The sequence below is a fragment of the Rhodococcus sp. USK10 genome, assembly GCF_019378875.1.
GTDB classification, from domain to species: Bacteria; Actinomycetota; Actinomycetes; order Mycobacteriales; family Mycobacteriaceae; genus Rhodococcus_F; species Rhodococcus_F pseudokoreensis.
This window is the reverse complement of record NZ_CP076048.1, coordinates 7,389,218-7,406,309: the sequence shown is the minus strand read 5'-3', so window position 1 is coordinate 7,406,309 and position 17,092 is coordinate 7,389,218. Positions and strand designations below refer to the sequence as shown.

At 68.2% G+C, this 17,092-nt stretch carries 14 protein-coding genes; 2 read left to right on the top strand and 12 right to left on the bottom strand.

The features are described from left to right. Nucleotides 1–1,303: 1,303 nt before the first annotated feature. From I1A62_RS40810 to I1A62_RS40785, 6 genes are read right to left on the bottom strand one after another with little or no spacing between them, the layout of a single operon-like run. The gene (locus tag I1A62_RS40810; RefSeq protein WP_219457892.1) at nt 1,304–3,244 is read right to left on the bottom strand and encodes an acetoacetate--CoA ligase; all 1,941 of its coding nucleotides are present in this window, start codon (nt 3,242–3,244) and stop codon (nt 1,304–1,306) included. Nucleotides 3,245–3,303: 59 nt separating this feature from the next. Then, complete coding sequence (locus I1A62_RS40805) at nt 3,304–4,137, bottom strand: CoA ester lyase (protein ID WP_219457890.1); 834 nt, start codon at nt 4,135–4,137, stop codon at nt 3,304–3,306. Next, complete coding sequence (locus I1A62_RS40800; RefSeq protein WP_219457888.1) at nt 4,134–4,649, bottom strand: MaoC family dehydratase; 516 nt, start codon at nt 4,647–4,649, stop codon at nt 4,134–4,136. The genes I1A62_RS40805 and I1A62_RS40800 overlap by 4 nt, the downstream gene beginning before the upstream one ends. Continuing rightward, on the bottom strand, nt 4,646–5,806 hold the full coding sequence (locus tag I1A62_RS40795; RefSeq protein ID WP_072945639.1) for an acyl-CoA dehydrogenase family protein: 1,161 nt from the start codon (nt 5,804–5,806) through the stop codon (nt 4,646–4,648). Before I1A62_RS40795 ends, I1A62_RS40800 begins: the two co-directional genes overlap by 4 nt. Next, nucleotides 5,803–7,812, bottom strand: coding sequence for an acetyl/propionyl/methylcrotonyl-CoA carboxylase subunit alpha (locus I1A62_RS40790; protein WP_219461697.1), 2,010 nt, complete (start codon nt 7,810–7,812; stop codon nt 5,803–5,805). Before I1A62_RS40790 ends, I1A62_RS40795 begins: the two co-directional genes overlap by 4 nt. 14 nt (nt 7,813–7,826) lie before the next feature. Further along, on the bottom strand, nt 7,827–9,416 hold the full coding sequence (locus tag I1A62_RS40785; RefSeq protein WP_219457887.1) for a carboxyl transferase domain-containing protein: 1,590 nt from the start codon (nt 9,414–9,416) through the stop codon (nt 7,827–7,829). A 116-nt stretch (nt 9,417–9,532) separates the two neighbouring features. Between I1A62_RS40785 and I1A62_RS40780 the strand changes: the two genes are divergently transcribed. After that, entirely contained in the window at nt 9,533–10,150 is a 618-nt protein-coding gene (locus tag I1A62_RS40780; protein ID WP_124395524.1) for a TetR/AcrR family transcriptional regulator, read from the top strand. Nucleotides 10,151–10,199: 49 nt separating this feature from the next. Here I1A62_RS40780 and I1A62_RS40775 read toward each other — a convergent pair whose 3' ends face one another. The 3 genes from I1A62_RS40775 to I1A62_RS40765 form a co-directional block, all read right to left on the bottom strand. Next, nucleotides 10,200–10,469: a GlsB/YeaQ/YmgE family stress response membrane protein gene (locus I1A62_RS40775; protein WP_072945630.1), complete on the bottom strand. Its 270-nt coding sequence runs from the start codon at nt 10,467–10,469 to the stop codon at nt 10,200–10,202. Nucleotides 10,470–10,616: 147 nt separating this feature from the next. Continuing rightward, nucleotides 10,617–11,243, bottom strand: a complete 627-nt coding sequence (locus I1A62_RS40770; RefSeq protein WP_219457886.1) for a response regulator transcription factor — start codon at nt 11,241–11,243, stop codon at nt 10,617–10,619. Then, nucleotides 11,240–12,442: a sensor histidine kinase gene (locus I1A62_RS40765; protein ID WP_124395522.1), complete on the bottom strand. Its 1,203-nt coding sequence runs from the start codon at nt 12,440–12,442 to the stop codon at nt 11,240–11,242. Before I1A62_RS40765 ends, I1A62_RS40770 begins: the two co-directional genes overlap by 4 nt. A gap of 164 nt (nt 12,443–12,606) precedes the next feature. Between I1A62_RS40765 and I1A62_RS40760 the strand changes: the two genes are divergently transcribed. After that, complete coding sequence (locus I1A62_RS40760) at nt 12,607–13,191, top strand: heme-binding protein (RefSeq protein ID WP_124395521.1); 585 nt, start codon at nt 12,607–12,609, stop codon at nt 13,189–13,191. Between the two features lie 34 nt (nt 13,192–13,225). Here I1A62_RS40760 and I1A62_RS40755 read toward each other — a convergent pair whose 3' ends face one another. The 3 genes from I1A62_RS40755 to I1A62_RS40745 all read right to left on the bottom strand — a co-directional run bounded on the left by I1A62_RS40755 (nt 13,226) and on the right by I1A62_RS40745 (nt 17,031). Beyond that, nucleotides 13,226–14,863, bottom strand: a complete 1,638-nt coding sequence (locus I1A62_RS40755; RefSeq protein ID WP_124395520.1) for an AMP-binding protein — start codon at nt 14,861–14,863, stop codon at nt 13,226–13,228. Between the two features lie 161 nt (nt 14,864–15,024). Continuing rightward, entirely contained in the window at nt 15,025–16,365 is a 1,341-nt protein-coding gene (locus I1A62_RS40750; protein WP_373560125.1) for an MFS transporter, read from the bottom strand. A gap of 120 nt (nt 16,366–16,485) precedes the next feature. Further along, nucleotides 16,486–17,031 carry a hypothetical protein gene (locus tag I1A62_RS40745; protein ID WP_124395519.1) on the bottom strand — a complete coding sequence of 182 codons (546 nt, stop codon included), beginning with the start codon at nt 17,029–17,031 and terminating at the stop codon, nt 16,486–16,488. Nucleotides 17,032–17,092: the final 61 nt, after the last annotated feature.

The window sequence follows — 17,092 nt, the reverse complement described above, 5'->3', positions numbered from 1 at the left end:
CGCGTGTTGCGCGAACCAGATGCCACGCTGCGCAGCCGACAGCGGAAACGCTCCTTCCGGAGCACCGCTACTACCCGCTGCATGTCCCGACCCCAAGGGTTACTCCGTTCTCGAACGCGTGGCGACTGCCGCCTGTGTCTTTGGTGATTCGTAGCTCTCGGTCCCACGGACTGCGCCGCGGGCCGGTCTTCCGATGAACGCCATCACATGAACAGGCCTTGCCGGTTCGAAGCTTTTCGCGGAACAGGGACGCGCCGAGCGCGGGACGACCTGCGCTGATCGAAGAGTTCCACCACACTCGGAGGCGATGTCAGACGATCGTCCGAAACCCGATTGCCTGCGACGCTGAACACTCCAAGGCCCTTACATCCCGAACTACTCGCGGTGAGCGGGTTCATACGTGGCTCCGTTCTCTCATCGATCCAACAAGCGGCCACCCAATCGGTGCTCGTCATCCTCCGAGTCGAGAGCCGAGTCTACGGCGCTGGTGAGGGAACGAAAGATTGTCGCGATCACTGCCTCAGCCTCCTCTCGATCGGTGGTGACATTTTCGGTTCGTACGGTCCCGCGGTAACGCCGGGAATTACATCGGTGTCAGATCCAGTACCGTTACCGGCGCTGCTGTGACGTACCCAACCCTCGATACTTCCAGAACCAGACCTGAATTCGATCTTCGACGCGCTCATATTCAACAGGCAGAACCACATTCCGGGCGTCTCGTCCAACCCGAACACGGATACCGTACCGAGAGTCGGAATTTCGCTAGGTGTACAACTGTCGTATCCAGTTTCATGTTCCGCCTCCCGACTGTCCTCCGTGCACGGTGCGGCCGATCCGGTGATCGACCGCGGCGTTGAACACCCACTGCCCCCCGTGACCGCAGTTTTTGCCAACCACCGTGTCTACCAAAGCCCCGCGCAGGTCTCAAAACGACGAACACCCAAGGTTGCGCGCAGGGAATAACCGACCAGGTCCGTTACCCACCCGCATCGAGCGGAATACTGGACGCCCGACCATTGCCGGGTGAGCCTCCGGGTCTTTGCAGATCGCCCGCTGACCTGCCACGAAGAGGCGGCGGCGCGGCCACGCCAAGGGGGCGTGAGCCGACGACATCGCGGCCGCGTCCCAGCATCTGGAACACCCTCCCGAAACGCGACGCTTCCAGTGTCCGATTGGTCGCATTTGCCGCAGCGCGACCGATCGAAAGGGGACGGGACATATCTCACACCCCAACGCGCGCAATGAAAGTAAGGCTAACCTAACTGCTAGCGTCCAACCGCACCGCGATCGGCGGAGTCGCTGCTCAGCGTCCGTGCCGCGCGAACCAGTCGAGCAGACCGGGATCGTCGACGGCGCTGCGGTCCACCGTCCGCCCCGCGTCCGCGCCCTGGAAGATGCGCTTGAGCGGCACCTCGAGTTTCTTGCCGGTGCGGGTGTGCGGGATGCCCGGCGCCTCGATGATGTCGTCGGGCACGTGCCGCGGAGAGGCCTGCTCCCGGATCGCTCCGCGGATCCGCTGCTTCAGCGCGTCGTCGAGTACCGCACCCTCCGAGAGGACCACGAACAGCGGCATCCAGTACCCGCCGTCCGCCAGGTCGACCCCGACGACGAGCGCCTCGGCGACCTCCGGGAGCTTCTCCACCACCTGGTAGATGTCGGCGCTGCCCATCCGGATTCCGTTGCGGTTCAACGTGGAATCGGACCTTCCGTGCATGAGGACGGTCCCGCGATCGGTGATCGTGATCCAGTCACCGTGTCGCCACACACCGGGAAAACCCTCGAAATAGGCTTCGTGGTAACGCTTTCCGTCCGGATCGTTCCAGAACGACACCGGCATGGACGGCATCGGCGCGGTGACGACGAGTTCACCCACCGCGTCTCGCACCGGCCGCCCCGATTCGTCGAACGCCTCGACGGCAACCCCGAGACAGGGGGCGGACAGCTCCCCCGGCCAAACGGGGACGGTGCGCGCTCCCCCGATGAACGCCGACACCACATCGGTCCCACCGGTGATCGACACGACGGGTACGCGGCGACCGATGTTCTCCGACAGCCACAACGACGACGACGCCGGCAGCGTCGATCCCGTGACTCCCACCGCGCGGAGCGCGCTCAGATCGTGCTCGCGGACGGGGATCACCCCCGCCTTGTCGCACGCGAGAACGTAGCCGGGACTGGTGCCGAGCACCGTGACACCCAGTCGTGATGCCAAGGCCCACAACGCATCCGGAGTCGGATGCGACGGACTTCCGTCATAGCAGACGATCGTGGCTCCCACCAGCAGGCCCGCGGTCTGGAAGTTCCACATCATCCAACTGGGGCTGGTGTACCAGAAAAGTATGTCTTCGCGGCCGAGGTCGAGGTGGAGCGCCAGCGACTTCACGTGCTCGAGCAGTACACCGCCGTGACCGTGCACGATGCCCTTCGGGAGGCCGGTGGTCCCCGAGGAGAACACCACCCACAACGGGTGGTCGAACGGGACGGGAACGGGCTCGAGTGCGCGGCCCCCGGCGGTGGCCTCCGCCCAGGTGACGCCGCCGTCGACGGCGGCGTCCGCATCGAGGTGGGGCACCACCACCGTGAGGGCCGGCGACAATCCGGCCCGCAACTCGGCCACTGCCCCCAGCCGGTCGTGTTCCTTGCCCGCGAACCGGTACCCGTCCGCGGTGATCAGCGCCGCCGGTTCCAGTTGACCCAGCCGATCGAGCGCGGCCGGCGCGGAATAGTCCTGCCCGCACGCGGCCCACACGGCGCCGAGCGACGCCGTGGCGAGAAACGCGACGACCGCCTCGGGGATGTTCGGAAGATAGCCGACCACGCGATCACCGACCCCGACCCCGTGCTCGCGGAGCGTCGCGGCGAGACCCGCCACCGCAGAACGCAACTCGTCCCACCCGACGGAGACGTCGGGAAACCCCTCACCCGCGTACAGGATCGCCGGGGTGCCGGGCCGGGCGTTCCGGAAGACGTGGTCGACGTAGTTGAGCGTCGCACCCGGAAACCAGTCGGCGCCCGGCATCGCGGCGTCGGCGAGGGCGGGCCCCGGATCGGTGGCGGACCGGAACTCGAAGTAGTCCCACACGTCCTGCCAGAACTCCCCCGGCGCCGCCACCGACCAGCGCCACAGCGACCGGTAGTCGTCGACCGTGACACTGTGGCGCCGTGCGACGAACGCGGCGAAATCGGTGATCACCGCGTCCCGCACGTCGGCTTCGGTGGGAACCCATTGCGGATCGGCAGCCATGGGACTATCTTCCCCGAGAGCAAGGCCGTTCCGGGCTCTTTCGCCGCCTACCGCCGGCCTCAGGCCGGCTTGTCCCCCGCCGAATCGACCTGTGAGCGGCGCAGGATCGCCTCGGCGTGACGCAGGACCGGCGCGTCCACCATCTTTCCCTCGAACGCGAACACCCCGCGCTGGTCGGCGACGGCGGCGAGAACCCGCGTCGCCCAGTCGACGTCCTCGTCGGACGGTGCGTACGCCTCACGGATCACCGCGACCTGACCCGGGTGGATGGCGACCTTGACGTCGAATCCGACGGCAACGGCGTCGAGGGCCTCGGCGCGCAACCCGTCCAGGTCCTTGATGTCGAGGTAGACGGAGTCCAGCGCGAGCCGGTGATAACCCTTGGCCGCCAGCAGCGTCGACGACCGCACCTGGGTGGCGACGTCGCGGTAGCTGCCGTCGTCGCGGCGGCTGGAGTTGCCGCCCATCGCGGCGACGAGGTCCTCGGCGCCCCACATCACACCGATGGTGCTGGCCGCCAACGCGATCTCGGTGACCGCGAGCGCACCGAGCGGCGACTCGACCAGGGCGATCACCTCGCGCGGAGCCAACGACAGCACCTGGTCGGCCGACTCGCACTTGGCCAGCATGAGCCTCGTGTAGCGGGTGCCGTCGAGCGCCAGCAGGTCGCGTTCGTGGTCCTCGGTGCCGACCGGGTTGACCCGCACGACGGTGCGATCCGGATCCAGCGGGGTGTCGATGAGGGCGACCCGGGCCGCCTCCTTGTCGCCGGCCGCCACCCCGTCCTCGAGATCGAGGATCACGACGTCGGCCGCCGCGGCCGCCTTCGCGTACCGTTCGGGCCGGTCCGCCGGGCAGAACAACCAGGCCGGACCGGGCAGTTCCCAGCTCACGACGGCTTCTTCTGGACGAGGGTCTTGCGGACCGCGATCGCCACCACGTCGCCGTTCTGGTTGCGGCCGGTGTGCTCGAGCGTGACGATGCCCTCGCCGGGACGGCTCTTCGATTCGCGTTTGTCCGCGATCTTCGTCTCCGCGTACAGCGTGTCCCCGTGGAACAACGGTTTCGGGAAACTGATCTCCGAGAACCCCAGGTTCGCGACGATGGTCCCCTGCGTCAGCTGCGCCACCGACAGTCCGACCAGCGTCGACAGGGTGAACATCGAGTTGACGAGTCGCTCCCCGAACTGGGTGCCCTCGCTGTACGCCGCGTCCAGGTGCAGGGCCTGGGTGTTCATCGTCTGCGTCGTGAACAGGACGTTGTCGGCCTCGGTGACGGTCCGGCCGGGACGGTGCTCGTACACCGCGCCCAGCTCGAACTCCTCGAACCACAGGCCACGCTGGACGATTCGCCTGGGCTCCGTGGTCGCAGATTCGGTGTCGGTGGTGCTCTCCGCGGAGGTCACAGTCCCGCCTCCCGCGCGATCAGCATCAACTGCACCTCGGTGGTGCCTTCGCCGATCTCCAGGATCTTGCTGTCGCGGTAGTGCCGCGCCACGGTGTACTCGTTCATGAACCCGTAGCCGCCGTGGATCTGGGTGGCGTCCCGGGCGTTGTCCATCGCGGCCTCGGAGGCGACGAGCTTGGCGATGGCGGCCTGCTTCTTGAACGGCTTGCCGGACAGCATCCGGGCGGCGGCGTCGTAGTACGCCGTGCGCGCGGTGTGGGCCCGCGCCTCCATGCGGGCGATCTTGAAGGCGATGGCCTGGTTGTGCCCGATCGGCCGCCCGAACGCCTCACGTTCCTTGGCGTACTTGACCGACTCGTCGACGCATCCCTGGGCGGCGCCGACGCTGAGCGCGGCGATGGCGATGCGCCCCTCGTCGAGGATCCGCAGGAAGTTCGCGTACCCGCGACCGCGCTCGCCGAGCAGGTTCTCCTCCGGGACGCGCACGTCCGCGAACGTGAGCGGGTGGGTGTCGGAGGCGTTCCAGCCGACCTTGTTGTACGCCGGTTCGGCGGTGAAGCCGGGTGTCGACGTCGGCACGAGGATGGTGGAGATCTCCTTCTTGCCGTCCTTCGTCCCGGTCACCGCGGTGACGGTGACGAGCTTGGTGATGTCGGTTCCGGAGTTGGTGATGAACTGCTTGTTGCCGTTGATGATCCATTCACCGCTGTCGAACTTCGCGGTGGTCTTCGTGCCGCCGGCGTCGCTTCCGGCGCCCGGCTCGGTGAGCCCGAACGCGGCCAGGCTCTTGCCGCTCGTCAGCTGCGGAAGCCATTCCTGCTTCTGCTCCTCGTTGCCGAACCGGTAGATCGGCATCGCACCCAGCGACACGCCGGCTTCCAGGGTGATCGCGACGCTCTGGTCGACCTTGCCGAGTTCTTCGAGCGCCAGGCAGAGGGCGAAGTAGTCGCCGCCCATTCCGCCGTACTCCTCGGGGAACGGCAGGCCGAACAGGCCCATGTCGGCCATCCCCGACACCACCTCGTACGGGAAGGTGTGGTTGGCGTCGTGTTCCGCCGCGACCGGTGCCACCACATTCTTGGCGAAGTCGGCGACGGTCTTCGCCAACTGCTGGTACTCGTCCGGAAGCTGGCCGGTGGCAAGGAATTCAGTCATGACGCGTCTTCTTTCGTGTCGGTGGGGTCGGTGTGCGGGGTGACTCGGGCGAGCAGTTGGTCGACCATCACCTGGTCACCCGGCGCGACGAGGATGTCGACGACGCCGTCGACGGGGGCGGTCAGCGAATGTTCCATCTTCATCGCCTCGACCACGACGAGTGTCTGGCCGGCGGTGACGTGGGCGCCCGCCTCGGCGCCGACCGCGATGACGGATCCGGGCATGGGGCTGGTGATCTCCGCCTCGCCTGCGTGGACATCGCCGGTGCGGACACTGAGTTCGCGGACCTCACGCAGCATCGTCGTGCCGTCGGACCCCGCGAGCCAGATGTGCCCGTCGGTCTGGGCGACCCGGTAGGTCTCGCGCCTGCCGTCGATCACCACCGACAGCGTGGATCCGTCGAGCGTCGCGGTCAGCGACAGGGTGTCGCCGTCCTCGACCTGCGCGGTGGCCTCGGACGGACTGCCCGTGATCCGCACGTGGTCGGTGCGGGTGGGCGAGGACAACCGGATGCTGGTAGGTGCCGGCGTCCCGACCCGCCAGCCGCTCGGAACGTCCCACGGGTCGGCCTGCGCACGCTCGGGCCAGCGCTGCAACCACCGGAACGCCGCCGCGGCGATCAGGGCGCCGTCGGTGGCCTCCGCGGCGACGAAGTCCTCGAGCCGCCGGTCGAGCAGACCGGTGTCGAGGGCGCCGGCCACCACGTCCGGGTCGGCGAGCAGGAAGCGCGCGAACTCGATGTTGGTGACCACTCCCAGCACACCCGTGCCGGCCAGCGCGCGATCCAGTTTCCGCAGCGCGCCGGCGCGGTCGTCGGCGTGGGCGATGACCTTCGCCAGCATCGGGTCGTAATCGCTGCCCACCACCGTGCCGGGCTGCAACCCGGAATCGACGCGGACACCGGGGCCTGCGGGTTCGACGACGTCGGCCACGAGTCCGCCGGTGGGCAGGAAGCCGCGGCTGGGGTCCTCGGCGTAGACGCGGGCTTCGATGGCGTGCCCGGTGAGAGTGATGTCGTCCTGGGTGAAGCCGAGCGGCTCACCGGCGGCCACTCGCACCTGCCACTCGACGAGGTCGAGTCCCGTCACGAGTTCGGTGACCGGGTGCTCGACCTGCAGCCGGGTGTTCATCTCCATGAAGAAGAACTCGTCGGGCTTGTCGGCGGAGACGATGAACTCGACGGTTCCCGCACCGGAGTAGTCGACGCTGCGCGCGGTGTTGCAGGCGGCCTCCCCGATCCGGGCGCGGGTCGCCTCGTCCAGCAGCGGCGACGGCGCCTCCTCGATGACCTTCTGGTGGCGGCGCTGCAGACTGCATTCGCGCTCACCGAGATGAACGACGTTGCCGTGTCCGTCCGCGAGGATCTGCACCTCGATGTGCCGGGGGCGCAGCACGAACCGCTCGAGGAAGAGCGTGTCGTCGCCGAACGCCGACGCCGCTTCACGCCGCGCGCTGCGCAGCGCCTCGGCCAGCGCGCCCGGCTCCTCCACCAGGCGCATGCCCTTGCCGCCGCCACCTGCCGACGGCTTGACGAGCACCGGGTATCCGATGTCGCCCGCGGCCGCGATCAGTTCGTCGTCGGACAGGCCGGGCCGGGCGATGCCGGGGACGACCGGAACGTCGAACTTCGCCACCGCGTTCTTGGCGGTGATCTTGTCGCCCATCACCTCGATGGCGTGCGCGGACGGGCCGAGGAACGCGATCCCCGCATCGGCGCACGCGCCGGCGAACTTGGAGTTCTCCGACAGGAACCCGTAACCGGGATGGATCCCCTGCGCGCCGGTGGCGCGGGCCGCCGCGATCACCTTCTCGATGACGAGGTAACTCTCCCGGGCCGCGGCCGGGCCGAGCAGGACCGCGGTGTCGGCCTCGCGCACGTGCCTCGCGTCCCGGTCCGCCTCGCTGAAGACGGCGACGGAACGGATTCCCATGGCCCGCAGCGTGCGGATCACGCGCACCGCGATCTCGCCGCGATTGGCCACCAGGACGGTATCTATCCGAGTCATTTCAGTCATTCCACTCACATCCGGAAAACGCCGTAGGAGACCGGCTCGACCGGTGCGTTCGCACACACCGAGAGCGCCAGTCCGAGAACAGTTCTGGTATCGGCGGGGTCGATGATGCCGTCGTCCCACAGCCTGGCCGTCGAGTAGTACGGGTTGCCCTGCGCCTCGTACTGCTCACGGATCGGCGCCTTGAACGCCTCCTCGTCGTCGGCCGACCACGGGTTGCCCGCGCTGTCCAGTTGCTCGCTGCGCACCGTCGACAGCACCGACGCCGCCTGCTCCCCGCCCATCACGGAGATCCGGGCGTTCGGCCACATCCACAGGAACCGCGGCGAGTACGCCCGCCCGCACATCGAGTAGTTGCCCGCCCCGTAGGAGCCGCCGATCACGACGGTCAGCTTCGGAACCCGCGCACACGCCACCGCGGTCACCATCTTCGCGCCGTGCTTGGCGATGCCGCCCGCCTCGTAGTCGCGGCCGACCATGAAGCCGGCGATGTTCTGCAGGAACAGCAGCGGAATCTTGCGCTTGTCGCACAGCTCGATGAAATGCGCGCCCTTCATCGCGGACTCGGCGAACAGCACACCGTTGTTGGCGACGATGCCGACCGGGTGGCCCTCGATGTGCGCGAATCCGGTGACCAGGGTCTTGCCGTACTCGGCCTTGAACTCCTGGAATTCACTGCCGTCGACGATGCGGTCGATGACCTCGTGGACGTCGTAGGGGGTGCGCGGGTCGGTGGGGACCACGTCGTAGAGGTCGGTCTGCTGCGCCGACGCGGGGACGGTGCTGATCACGTCCCACGGACGCTCGGCGCGCGGGCCGAGGGTCGCGACGATGTTCCGCACGATCCGCAGCGCGTCCTGGTCGTCCTCGGCGAGGTGGTCGGTGACACCCGAGACCTTGGAGTGCAGGTCGCCGCCGCCGAGTTCCTCCGCAGTCACGACCTCACCGGTCGCCGCCTTCACCAGCGGCGGGCCGCCCAGGAAGATGGTGCCCTGGTTGCGGACGATGACCGCCTCGTCGCTCATCGCTGGCACGTACGCGCCGCCCGCGGTGCAGGAGCCGAGGACCGCCGCGATCTGCGGGATGCCGTGCGCGCTCATCGTGGCCTGGTTGTAGAAGATGCGCCCGAAGTGCTCGCGGTCGGGGAACACCTCGTCCTGCCTGGGCAGGAACGCGCCGCCGGAGTCGACGAGGTAGATGCAGGGCAGCTGGTTCTGCAGCGCGATCTCCTGCGCCCGCAGGTGCTTCTTCACCGTCATCGGGTAGTAGGTGCCGCCCTTGACGGTCGCGTCGTTGGCGACGATCACGCATTCCCGGCCGGACACCCGGCCGATGCCGGCGATGACGCCCGCTCCGGGGCACTCGTCGTCGTACAGGCCGTTCGCCGCGAGCGGCGAGATCTCGAGGAACGGGCTGCCGGGATCGAGCAGCGTGTCCACCCGATCGCGGGGCAGCAGCTTGCCTCGGCTCACGTGCCGCTCGCGCGACTTCTCGCTGCCGCCGAGTGCGGCCACGGCCAGCCGCGACTTCAGCTCGTCCACCAATTTCGTGTGCTCTGCCCGGTAGCCCTCCCGTGCAGTGGTTCCGCCCAGTGCCATCCTGCCGCCTTCTTTTCTTGACGCCCGTGCCTAATGAGTTAATGCTCGATAACTGAAACTAAGATAACTGTGATTAACTGAGTTGTCCAGACCGCACCCCGGGAAAGAGCAAGACGATGACTACAGACGTCGACGGCACCGAGACCCCGATCACGCGCCGCGAACAGATGAAGGCGGACCGCCGCCGTCAGCTGCTCGACGCCGCCGCCCGCCTCATCGCCGAGCGGGGCTTCCTCGGAGTCCGCCTCGAGGACCTCGGCTCCGCGGCGGGAATCAGCGGTCCCGCCGTGTACCGGCACTTCCCCAACAAGGACGCCGTCCTCGTCGAACTGCTCGTCGGGATCAGTACGCGCCTGTTCGAAGGCGGGTCTCTCGTCGCCGCGGAGGCAACGTCCCCGGACGCGGCACTGGAAGGTTTGATCGATTTCCATCTCGACTTCGCGCTCGGGGAACCCGACCTCATTCGGATCCAGGACCGAGACCTGGAGAGCCTGCCCACCGACGCACGCCGGGAGGTCCGGCAGAAGCAGCGGCGTTACGTGGAGATCTGGGTGAAGGTGCTTCTGCAGGTGGATCCGTCGCTGGACGAGACGGATGCCCGCACCAAGGCGCACGCCACGTTCGGGCTCATCAACTCGACCCCGCACAGCGCCGACCCCGCTACCCCGTCGCGCACCCGGAAAGTTCTGCGCGACATGACCTTCTCATGCCTGCGGCCCGTGAGTACTTGTTAACCGCGGGCGGTTGAGAAGTACTCACGGGCCGCAAGGCACTGTCGGGTGGTTACACCCTGTTCTTACTCGTCATCGCGGTGTACCCCAGCGACAGCACGGCCGCAGCGGCGATGCTGATGATCCACCGGATCCAGTCGATCCCTCCGGTGTTTCCCTTGCCGAGGAGCCCCTCCCACACCCAGTACCCGATCAGCGCGCCGATGATGCCGAGGACGACGGTGATGACCCACCCCATCGCCTGCTTTCCCGGAATCACGAGACGCGCCAGAACGCCGATGACCGCACCGAAGATGATGGTGCCGATGATGTTGCCGACCATGGCCCTTGTCCTCTCAACACGCAATTCATGGTGCGAGCGGAAGGTCACCGCTCATTTCGAACATAACCACCTGGACAGCTGTTCGACAGGGCTTCGGCAAATCGTTGCCAAAAGGTTCACGCGGTGGACCACCGGGAATCCCCCGGTTCAGCGGATGCCCTGCCGCCGCAGCGCGACGGACACGGCTGCGGCCCGGGTGTCGACACCGAGCTTCGCGTAGATGTGCGCGAGGTGTGTCTTGACCGTCGCCTCGCTGATGAACAGCGCCTTGCCGAGTTCCTTGTTGGTCATCCCCTTGGCCAGCAGAGTCAGCAATTCGGCCTCCCGCGGCGTGAGGGCCTCCTCGGGGCGCTGCATCTGCTGGAGCAGTCGCGACGCGACGGGCGGCGACAGCACACTCTGGCCGGCCGCCGCGCCGCGGACGGCGGCGAAGATCTCCTGCGGCGTCGAATCCTTCAGGAGGTACCCGATGGCGCCGGCGTCGATGGCGCGGACGACGTCGGCGTCCGTGTCGTAGGTCGTGAACACCAGCACCGGCAGGTCCCGGTCGACCTGCCGGATCCGGCGGATGGCCTCCACCCCGTCGATGCCGGATCCGAGTGCCAGATCCATGGTCACGAGCCGCGGCCGGTGGGCGGTCACGGCGTCGACCGCCTCCTCCCCCGTGCCCGCCTCGGCGATCACCTCGATGTCCGGCTGGGAGTCCAGCAGCGCCCGCAGTCCCGCGCGCACGACCGCGTGATCGTCGACCAGCAGCACGGTCACGGCCGTCATACCGAGGCTCCTCTCGCGCACGGTATCTGCGCGGCCACCACGGTGCCCTCGCCCGGTGCGCTCTCGACGGTGAACGTGCCGCCCAGTTGCTCGACGCGACTGCGCATCGCACGCAGGCCGTATCCGCCGCGGTCCGAGGGGCGTCCGGCGGGTGCGGGGTCGAAACCGGCGCCGTCGTCGTAGATGTCGAGTGCAACGGCGTCCGGAAGATACGTCAGGGTGACACCGACGGTCTCGGCCCGCGCGTGCCGGGTGACGTTGGAGACCGCACTCTGGGTGATCCGCAGCAGCGCGTGCGCCACCTCCGCCGGTAGCGCGATCGGAGTGCCCACGATCCGGAGTTCCGCCCGCGGGTGATGGGAACGGGCGGCGGCGAGCAGTGCCGCGTCGATCGGCTGGGATTCCAGGTTGGGCGCTGCGAGATGGTGCACGAGACTGCGGGTTTCCGCCAGGTTCTCGCGCAGCGTTCCGGTCGCCACCCGGACGTCCTCGCGGGCCCGTGCCTCCGCCCGCGGATCGGCCTGCGCCCAGATCTGCTCGGCCGCCTCGAGCCGGAGGAGGCTGCTCGTCAGGCCCTGCGTCACGGTGTCGTGGATCTCGCGGGCCAGTCGTTCGCGTTCGGCGAGGACCCCCGCCTCCCGCTCGGTCTCCGCGAGCCGGGACCGCGTCTCCGCCACCTGACGGAGCAGCCGCACCCGCTCCCGGCCGTCCCGCTCGATCTGGCTGTACGCCATGACGATCAGCGCACCGGTGCACAGCGGTCCCACCAGCACCGCCCATTCGGTGCGCCCGGAGAACGTGAAGAACGCCAGCGACGTGAGTACGGCGAGAACACCGACGACGGGATACGCGATGCGGCTCGGGTAGGCCCTCGTGCAGAGGAAGAACATGGGAAACGCGCACCAGGCGAAACTCGGCGCGAGCCAGACGAGTACCGCCCACGTCGTCAGGACCGGCCACACCCACGGTTCCCACGCGCCTCCCCGCCGCGCCACCACCACGGTCGACGTGTACAGCGCGGCGAGCGCCGCGATCAACGCGACCACGACGACGAACCGCCCGCTGACGCCGTGGTACGTGAGGTACCGCGCCGTCGATGTCGCGAGGAGAACGTAGAAGGAGACGTGGATGGCAGTGCCGAGCGGGCCGCGCAGACTCTCGCCGGCCGACCTGTCCACTCCGTCCACGGGTCCAGTCACGTCTGTGGATCCTACGGACGCGGCGCAGGTCGCGGATCCACCGTTCGGATGATCTGCCGGGGCCGGACGGATGAGTCCGGGAGCGCCGTCGGCCCGATGCGGTGACCGGTGCCTGCGGACCAGGCTGGTCACGTCAGCTCGTCACTTCCCCGAAAGGCCCTCCGATGCGCACGTTCCACCGCCTGCCCCGCATGCTGGCGATCACCGTCCCGCTGGCCGCGATCGTCGCGACCGCCGCGTGCGGATCGTCCGCGACGGACGACGCGACGGCGGCGACCACGCCGGTCGCGACCGCCGCCGCACCCGCCCCGGTCGACGGCGCGGACGGCCTGGTCAGCCAGAACCGTCTCGGCGTCGGGGCCGCGCAGACCGCCGCGCAGGCGGCGCTCGCGAAGTGCCAGACCGACGGGCTGGGCTTCGTCACCGTGTCGGTGGTCGACCGCAACGGCAACGTGCAGGCCATGCTGCGGGGGGACAACGCCGCTCAGCACACCGTGGAGGCAGCCCGACAGAAGGCGTACACCGCCGCCGCGTTCGGCGCGAACACCAGCGACCTGAGCGACCGCGCCAAAGGCGACGGCGCGACGGTCGCCGACCTGCCCGGCACGCTGTTCCTCGCGGGCGGCGTGAGTGTGAAATCGGCGAGCGGGTCGATCGCGGGTATCGGCGTCGGCGGCGCCCCGGACGGAATGCGGGATCAGGCCTGCGCGGCCGCCGGTCTCGACGCGATCGCCGGCGCCCTGGGCTGAAGAGCCGCTGCTGCGGCCGGGTGACGGGGGCGGGTCAGGTGCGCCCGATGAGGTCGAGGGACTGCTCACGCATCTCGACCTTGCGCACCTTGCCCGTCACGGTCATCGGGAACTCGTCGACGACGTGCACGTACCTCGGGATCTTGTAGTGGGCGAGCTTGCCGGTGCAGAAGTCGCGCACCTTCGCCGCGTCCAGGGGTTCGGTGTCTTCCTTCATCCGCACCCACACCATCAGTTCCTCGCCGTACTTCGCGTCCGGGACGCCGATCACCTGCGCGTCGAGGATGTCGGGATGGGTGTACAGGAACTCCTCGATCTCCCGGGGGTAGACGTTCTCGCCGCCGCGGATCACCATGTCCTTGATCCGCCCGGTGATCGCGACGTACCCGTCGGAATCCATCACACCGATGTCGCCGGTGTGCATCCACCGTCCGGCGTCGATCGCCTCCGCGGTCTTCTCCGGGTTGTTCCAGTACCCGAGCATCACCGAGTACCCGCGGGTGCACAGCTCCCCCGGCTCGCCCCGCGGAACGGTCAATCCCGTTGCCGGATCAACGATCTTGACCTCGAGATGCGGGCCGACCCGGCCGACGGTGGAGACCTTCTGGTCGATGGTGTCGTCCGACCGCGTCTGCAGCGACACCGGCGACGTCTCGGTCATCCCGTAGCAGATGGAGACCTCGGCCATCCCCATCAGTTCGATGACGTGCTTCATCACCTCCACCGGGCAGGGTGATCCCGCCATGATCCCGGTCCGCAGACTGGACAGGTCGAAGGACTCGAAGTCGTGGTCGGCGAGTTCGGCGATGAACATCGTCGGCACCCCGTACAGCGACGTGCATTTCTCCGCCTCGACGGCCTGCAGCGTCGCCTTCGGGTCGAACGAGGGACCCGGAATCACCATGGTCGCGCCGTGACTCGTGCACGCGAGGTTGCCCATGACCATGCCGAAGCAGTGGTAGAACGGCACCGGGATGCAGACGCGGTCGTTCTCGGTGTAGTGGCACAGCTCGCCGACGAAGTACCCGTTGTTGAGGATGTTGTGGTGACTGAGGGTCGCACCCTTCGGGAAACCGGTTGTCCCCGAGGTATATTGGATGTTGATCGGGTCGTCGGGCGACAGCGCGGCCTGCGCTTCGGGCAGCCGGGCGGGGTCCGCGGCGTGCGCGGCCATGCCGTCCGACGCCAGCCTGCTCCACTCGGCACTCCCGAGCAGCACGACCATCTCGAGGTCGCCGCACTCGGGCCGGACCTCCTCGATCATCGCCGCGTAGTCCGATGACTTGAACTGCGGAGCCGACACGAGCAGCCGGACACCAGCCTGGTCGAGCACGTACTTCAATTCGTGCGCCCGGTAGGCGGGGTTGATGTTGACGAGGATCGCGCCGATCTTCGCGGTCGCGTACTGGATCAGCGTCCATTCCGGGCAGTTCGGCGCCCAGATCCCGACCCGGTCGCCCTTCGCGATGCCCCGCTTCAGCAACCCCGCCGCCACGGCGTCGACGTCCCGCTTCAGTTCGGCGTACGTCCACCGCCGCCCCGACGGCCGGTCGACCAGGGCGTCACGATCGGCGTGGGCCGCCACGGTCCGGTCGAAGTTGTCTCCGATGGTGTCGCCGAGCATCGGGGCGTCCCACACGCCGTGGGTGTAGCTGGGAAGCGGGGTTGTCATCACTCTTCCTCTCCAGGAACCCGTTCGGGCGCCTACGGGACGGGCAGACCGGAAGGCCCTTCCGCGGTCGAACTTACTCTTGGTTGTTGTGATCCAGGGCATACTGCACGGCGAGGGGTGCCGGTAACTGTGCGAAGTCCGGACACCCCTCGCCTGCGGGGTCAGAGCGCGTCGTCTTTCGTTTCCACCAGGGCCTTCGTGCACAGCAGGCTCACCACACCGAGGACGGCGAGCAACACGCCGATCGCGGCACTGCCGTACGCGGACGCCAGGGGCGCGGCGATCAGCGGCGGCACCGCGCCGCCGAGCACGCCGGCGAGGTTGTAGCCGAGGCCCGCGCCGGTGTAGCGGTACCGCGTCTGGAACATTTCCGGAAGCAGGGCGCCGCAGGGACCGTAGGCGATCCCGAAGATGGCGAGCGTGACCATCACGCCGATCGTGAACGCGACGGGCGAACCGGTGTCCAGCAGCGGGAACAGCGCGAGCGCCCACACGACGGCCAGGCCGCAGGAGATCATGATGACCCGTCGACGTCCGATCCGGTCCGAGTACAGCGCCGAGACGACGATGGTGAATCCGAAGACCACCGCCGAGGCGATCCCGACCGTCAGCACGAACGGGCGGCTGAACCCGAGGGTCTTGGTGCCGTAGCTGGTGAGAAACGCCGTCCCCATGTAGAAGAACGCGAACAGGGTGGCCAGCGCGCCGGCCGAGAGGAGGATCTCCTTGGTCTGGAACCGCCAGGCGTCCATCAGCGGGAGGGTCCGCGGGGCCGCATCGGCACGGTCGGCCTGCTGCGCGGCGCGGAACACCGGCGTCTCCTCGATCGCCAGGCGCATGTAGAGACCGATTCCGACCAGGACGGCACTGAACAGGAACGGAATCCGCCACCCGTAGTCGAGGAAGACCTCGTTGGTGTCGCCCAGCAGGCTGCCGGTGACGAGGAACGTGGCGCTGGAGAGAATGAAGGCCACCGCGGGCCCGAGTTGCGGGAACATCGCGTAGAGGCCGCGTTTGCCCGGCGGTGCGTATTCCGCCGTCAGCAGCGTGGCGCCCGCCCACTCACCACCGACGGCGAATCCCTGCCCGAAACGCAGCAGCACCAACAGGATCGGGGCCGCGACGCCGATCGTCGCGGCGCCGGGCAGCAGGCCGATGAGGAAGGTCGAGACGCCCATCAGGATGAGCGTGGAGATCAGGGTCTTCTTCCGCCCGATCCGGTCACCGTAATGGCCGAACAGCATCGCACCCACCGGCCTGGCGACGAAGGCCACGGCGAAGGTCGCAAAAGAGGCGACGGTGCCTGCGGTGGAGCCGAGGGCGGGAAAGAACACCGTGGGGAACACCAGTGCTGCGGCGGTGCCGTAGATGAAGAAGTCGTAGAACTCGATGGTCGTGCCGATGCCACTGGCTATGGCCACCTTGCGGACGCTGGTACCGCCCTGTCGCACCGGCGTGGGGGCGTGGGGGGCGCCCGCACCCGAGTTGGAGACTGTGGTCACTCGATTCCTCCGTGGTCCGTGGGGAACACCCTGGTGGGCGTATCCCGGATGAGAGGAAAAGTAGTGATCCGGCTCACTACGTCACCACCCCCGAATGGGGGGGTGGTGACGCGGCTCACGTCACTCGGTGGCGCCGGACGCGCCGATCAACTCCCTGCGCAGCTCGGTCCACACGGTGGCGTACGAGTCGATCACGGGCTCCGAGATCCACTTCGACTCCCCCGCAGCGACTTTCGCAAGAGCGTCCGCGAACAGGTCCTGGTAGCGGGACAACCGGGGCACGAACGCCGACAGGTCGTCGAACACGACCGACGCGCGGCGGTCCAGGTCGGCCAGCTGATCGGCGTCGGCCGTGTCGATGAGTCCGACGAACTCCTCGTGGAACGGCACGAAGCTCTCGTACACCTCGGCGATCGAGTCCTCGTCGATGGACACGCGCTCGGCGTCGAGTTGGTCCTCGAGTTCCGACAGCCCGGCGTCGGTGAGCGCGATCCGGCCGTCCGAGGCTTCCTGCGCCTTGCCCTGGGTGAGCAGCGCGTCGTACGCGGCCTGCGCGGACGCGGCGCTCACACCGAGGTGTTCGGCGAGTACCGCCGCGCTGACCTGCTCTTTCAACCGGACCGCCTGCAGCAGGGCCAACTCGTCCACATTGCCAGCGAAGGCCATAGATCTCTCCTCGTCACACCCCGTCCAGGGCGGTTCTCCGCAGGCCCGGTCGGACCTGCCG

Excerpts from the sequence above, each read along its gene's own strand:
- I1A62_RS40810 (WP_219457892.1), bottom strand. The coding sequence starts at position 3,244 with ATGGCTGCCGATCCGCAATGGGTTCCCACCGAAGCCGACGTGCGGGAC.
- I1A62_RS40795 (WP_072945639.1), bottom strand. The coding sequence starts at position 5,806 with ATGACTGAATTCCTTGCCACCGGCCAGCTTCCGGACGAGTACCAGCAG.
- I1A62_RS40790 (WP_219461697.1), bottom strand. The coding sequence starts at position 7,812 with ATGACTCGGATAGATACCGTCCTGGTGGCCAATCGCGGCGAGATCGCG.
- I1A62_RS40785 (WP_219457887.1), bottom strand. The coding sequence starts at position 9,416 with ATGGCACTGGGCGGAACCACTGCACGGGAGGGCTACCGGGCAGAGCAC.
- I1A62_RS40780 (WP_124395524.1), top strand. The coding sequence starts at position 9,533 with ATGACTACAGACGTCGACGGCACCGAGACCCCGATCACGCGCCGCGAA.
- I1A62_RS40775 (WP_072945630.1), bottom strand. The coding sequence starts at position 10,469 with ATGGTCGGCAACATCATCGGCACCATCATCTTCGGTGCGGTCATCGGC.
- I1A62_RS40770 (WP_219457886.1), bottom strand. The coding sequence starts at position 11,243 with ATGACGGCCGTGACCGTGCTGCTGGTCGACGATCACGCGGTCGTGCGC.
- I1A62_RS40760 (WP_124395521.1), top strand. The coding sequence starts at position 12,607 with ATGCGCACGTTCCACCGCCTGCCCCGCATGCTGGCGATCACCGTCCCG.
- I1A62_RS40755 (WP_124395520.1), bottom strand. The coding sequence starts at position 14,863 with ATGACAACCCCGCTTCCCAGCTACACCCACGGCGTGTGGGACGCCCCG.
- I1A62_RS40745 (WP_124395519.1), bottom strand. The coding sequence starts at position 17,031 with ATGGCCTTCGCTGGCAATGTGGACGAGTTGGCCCTGCTGCAGGCGGTC.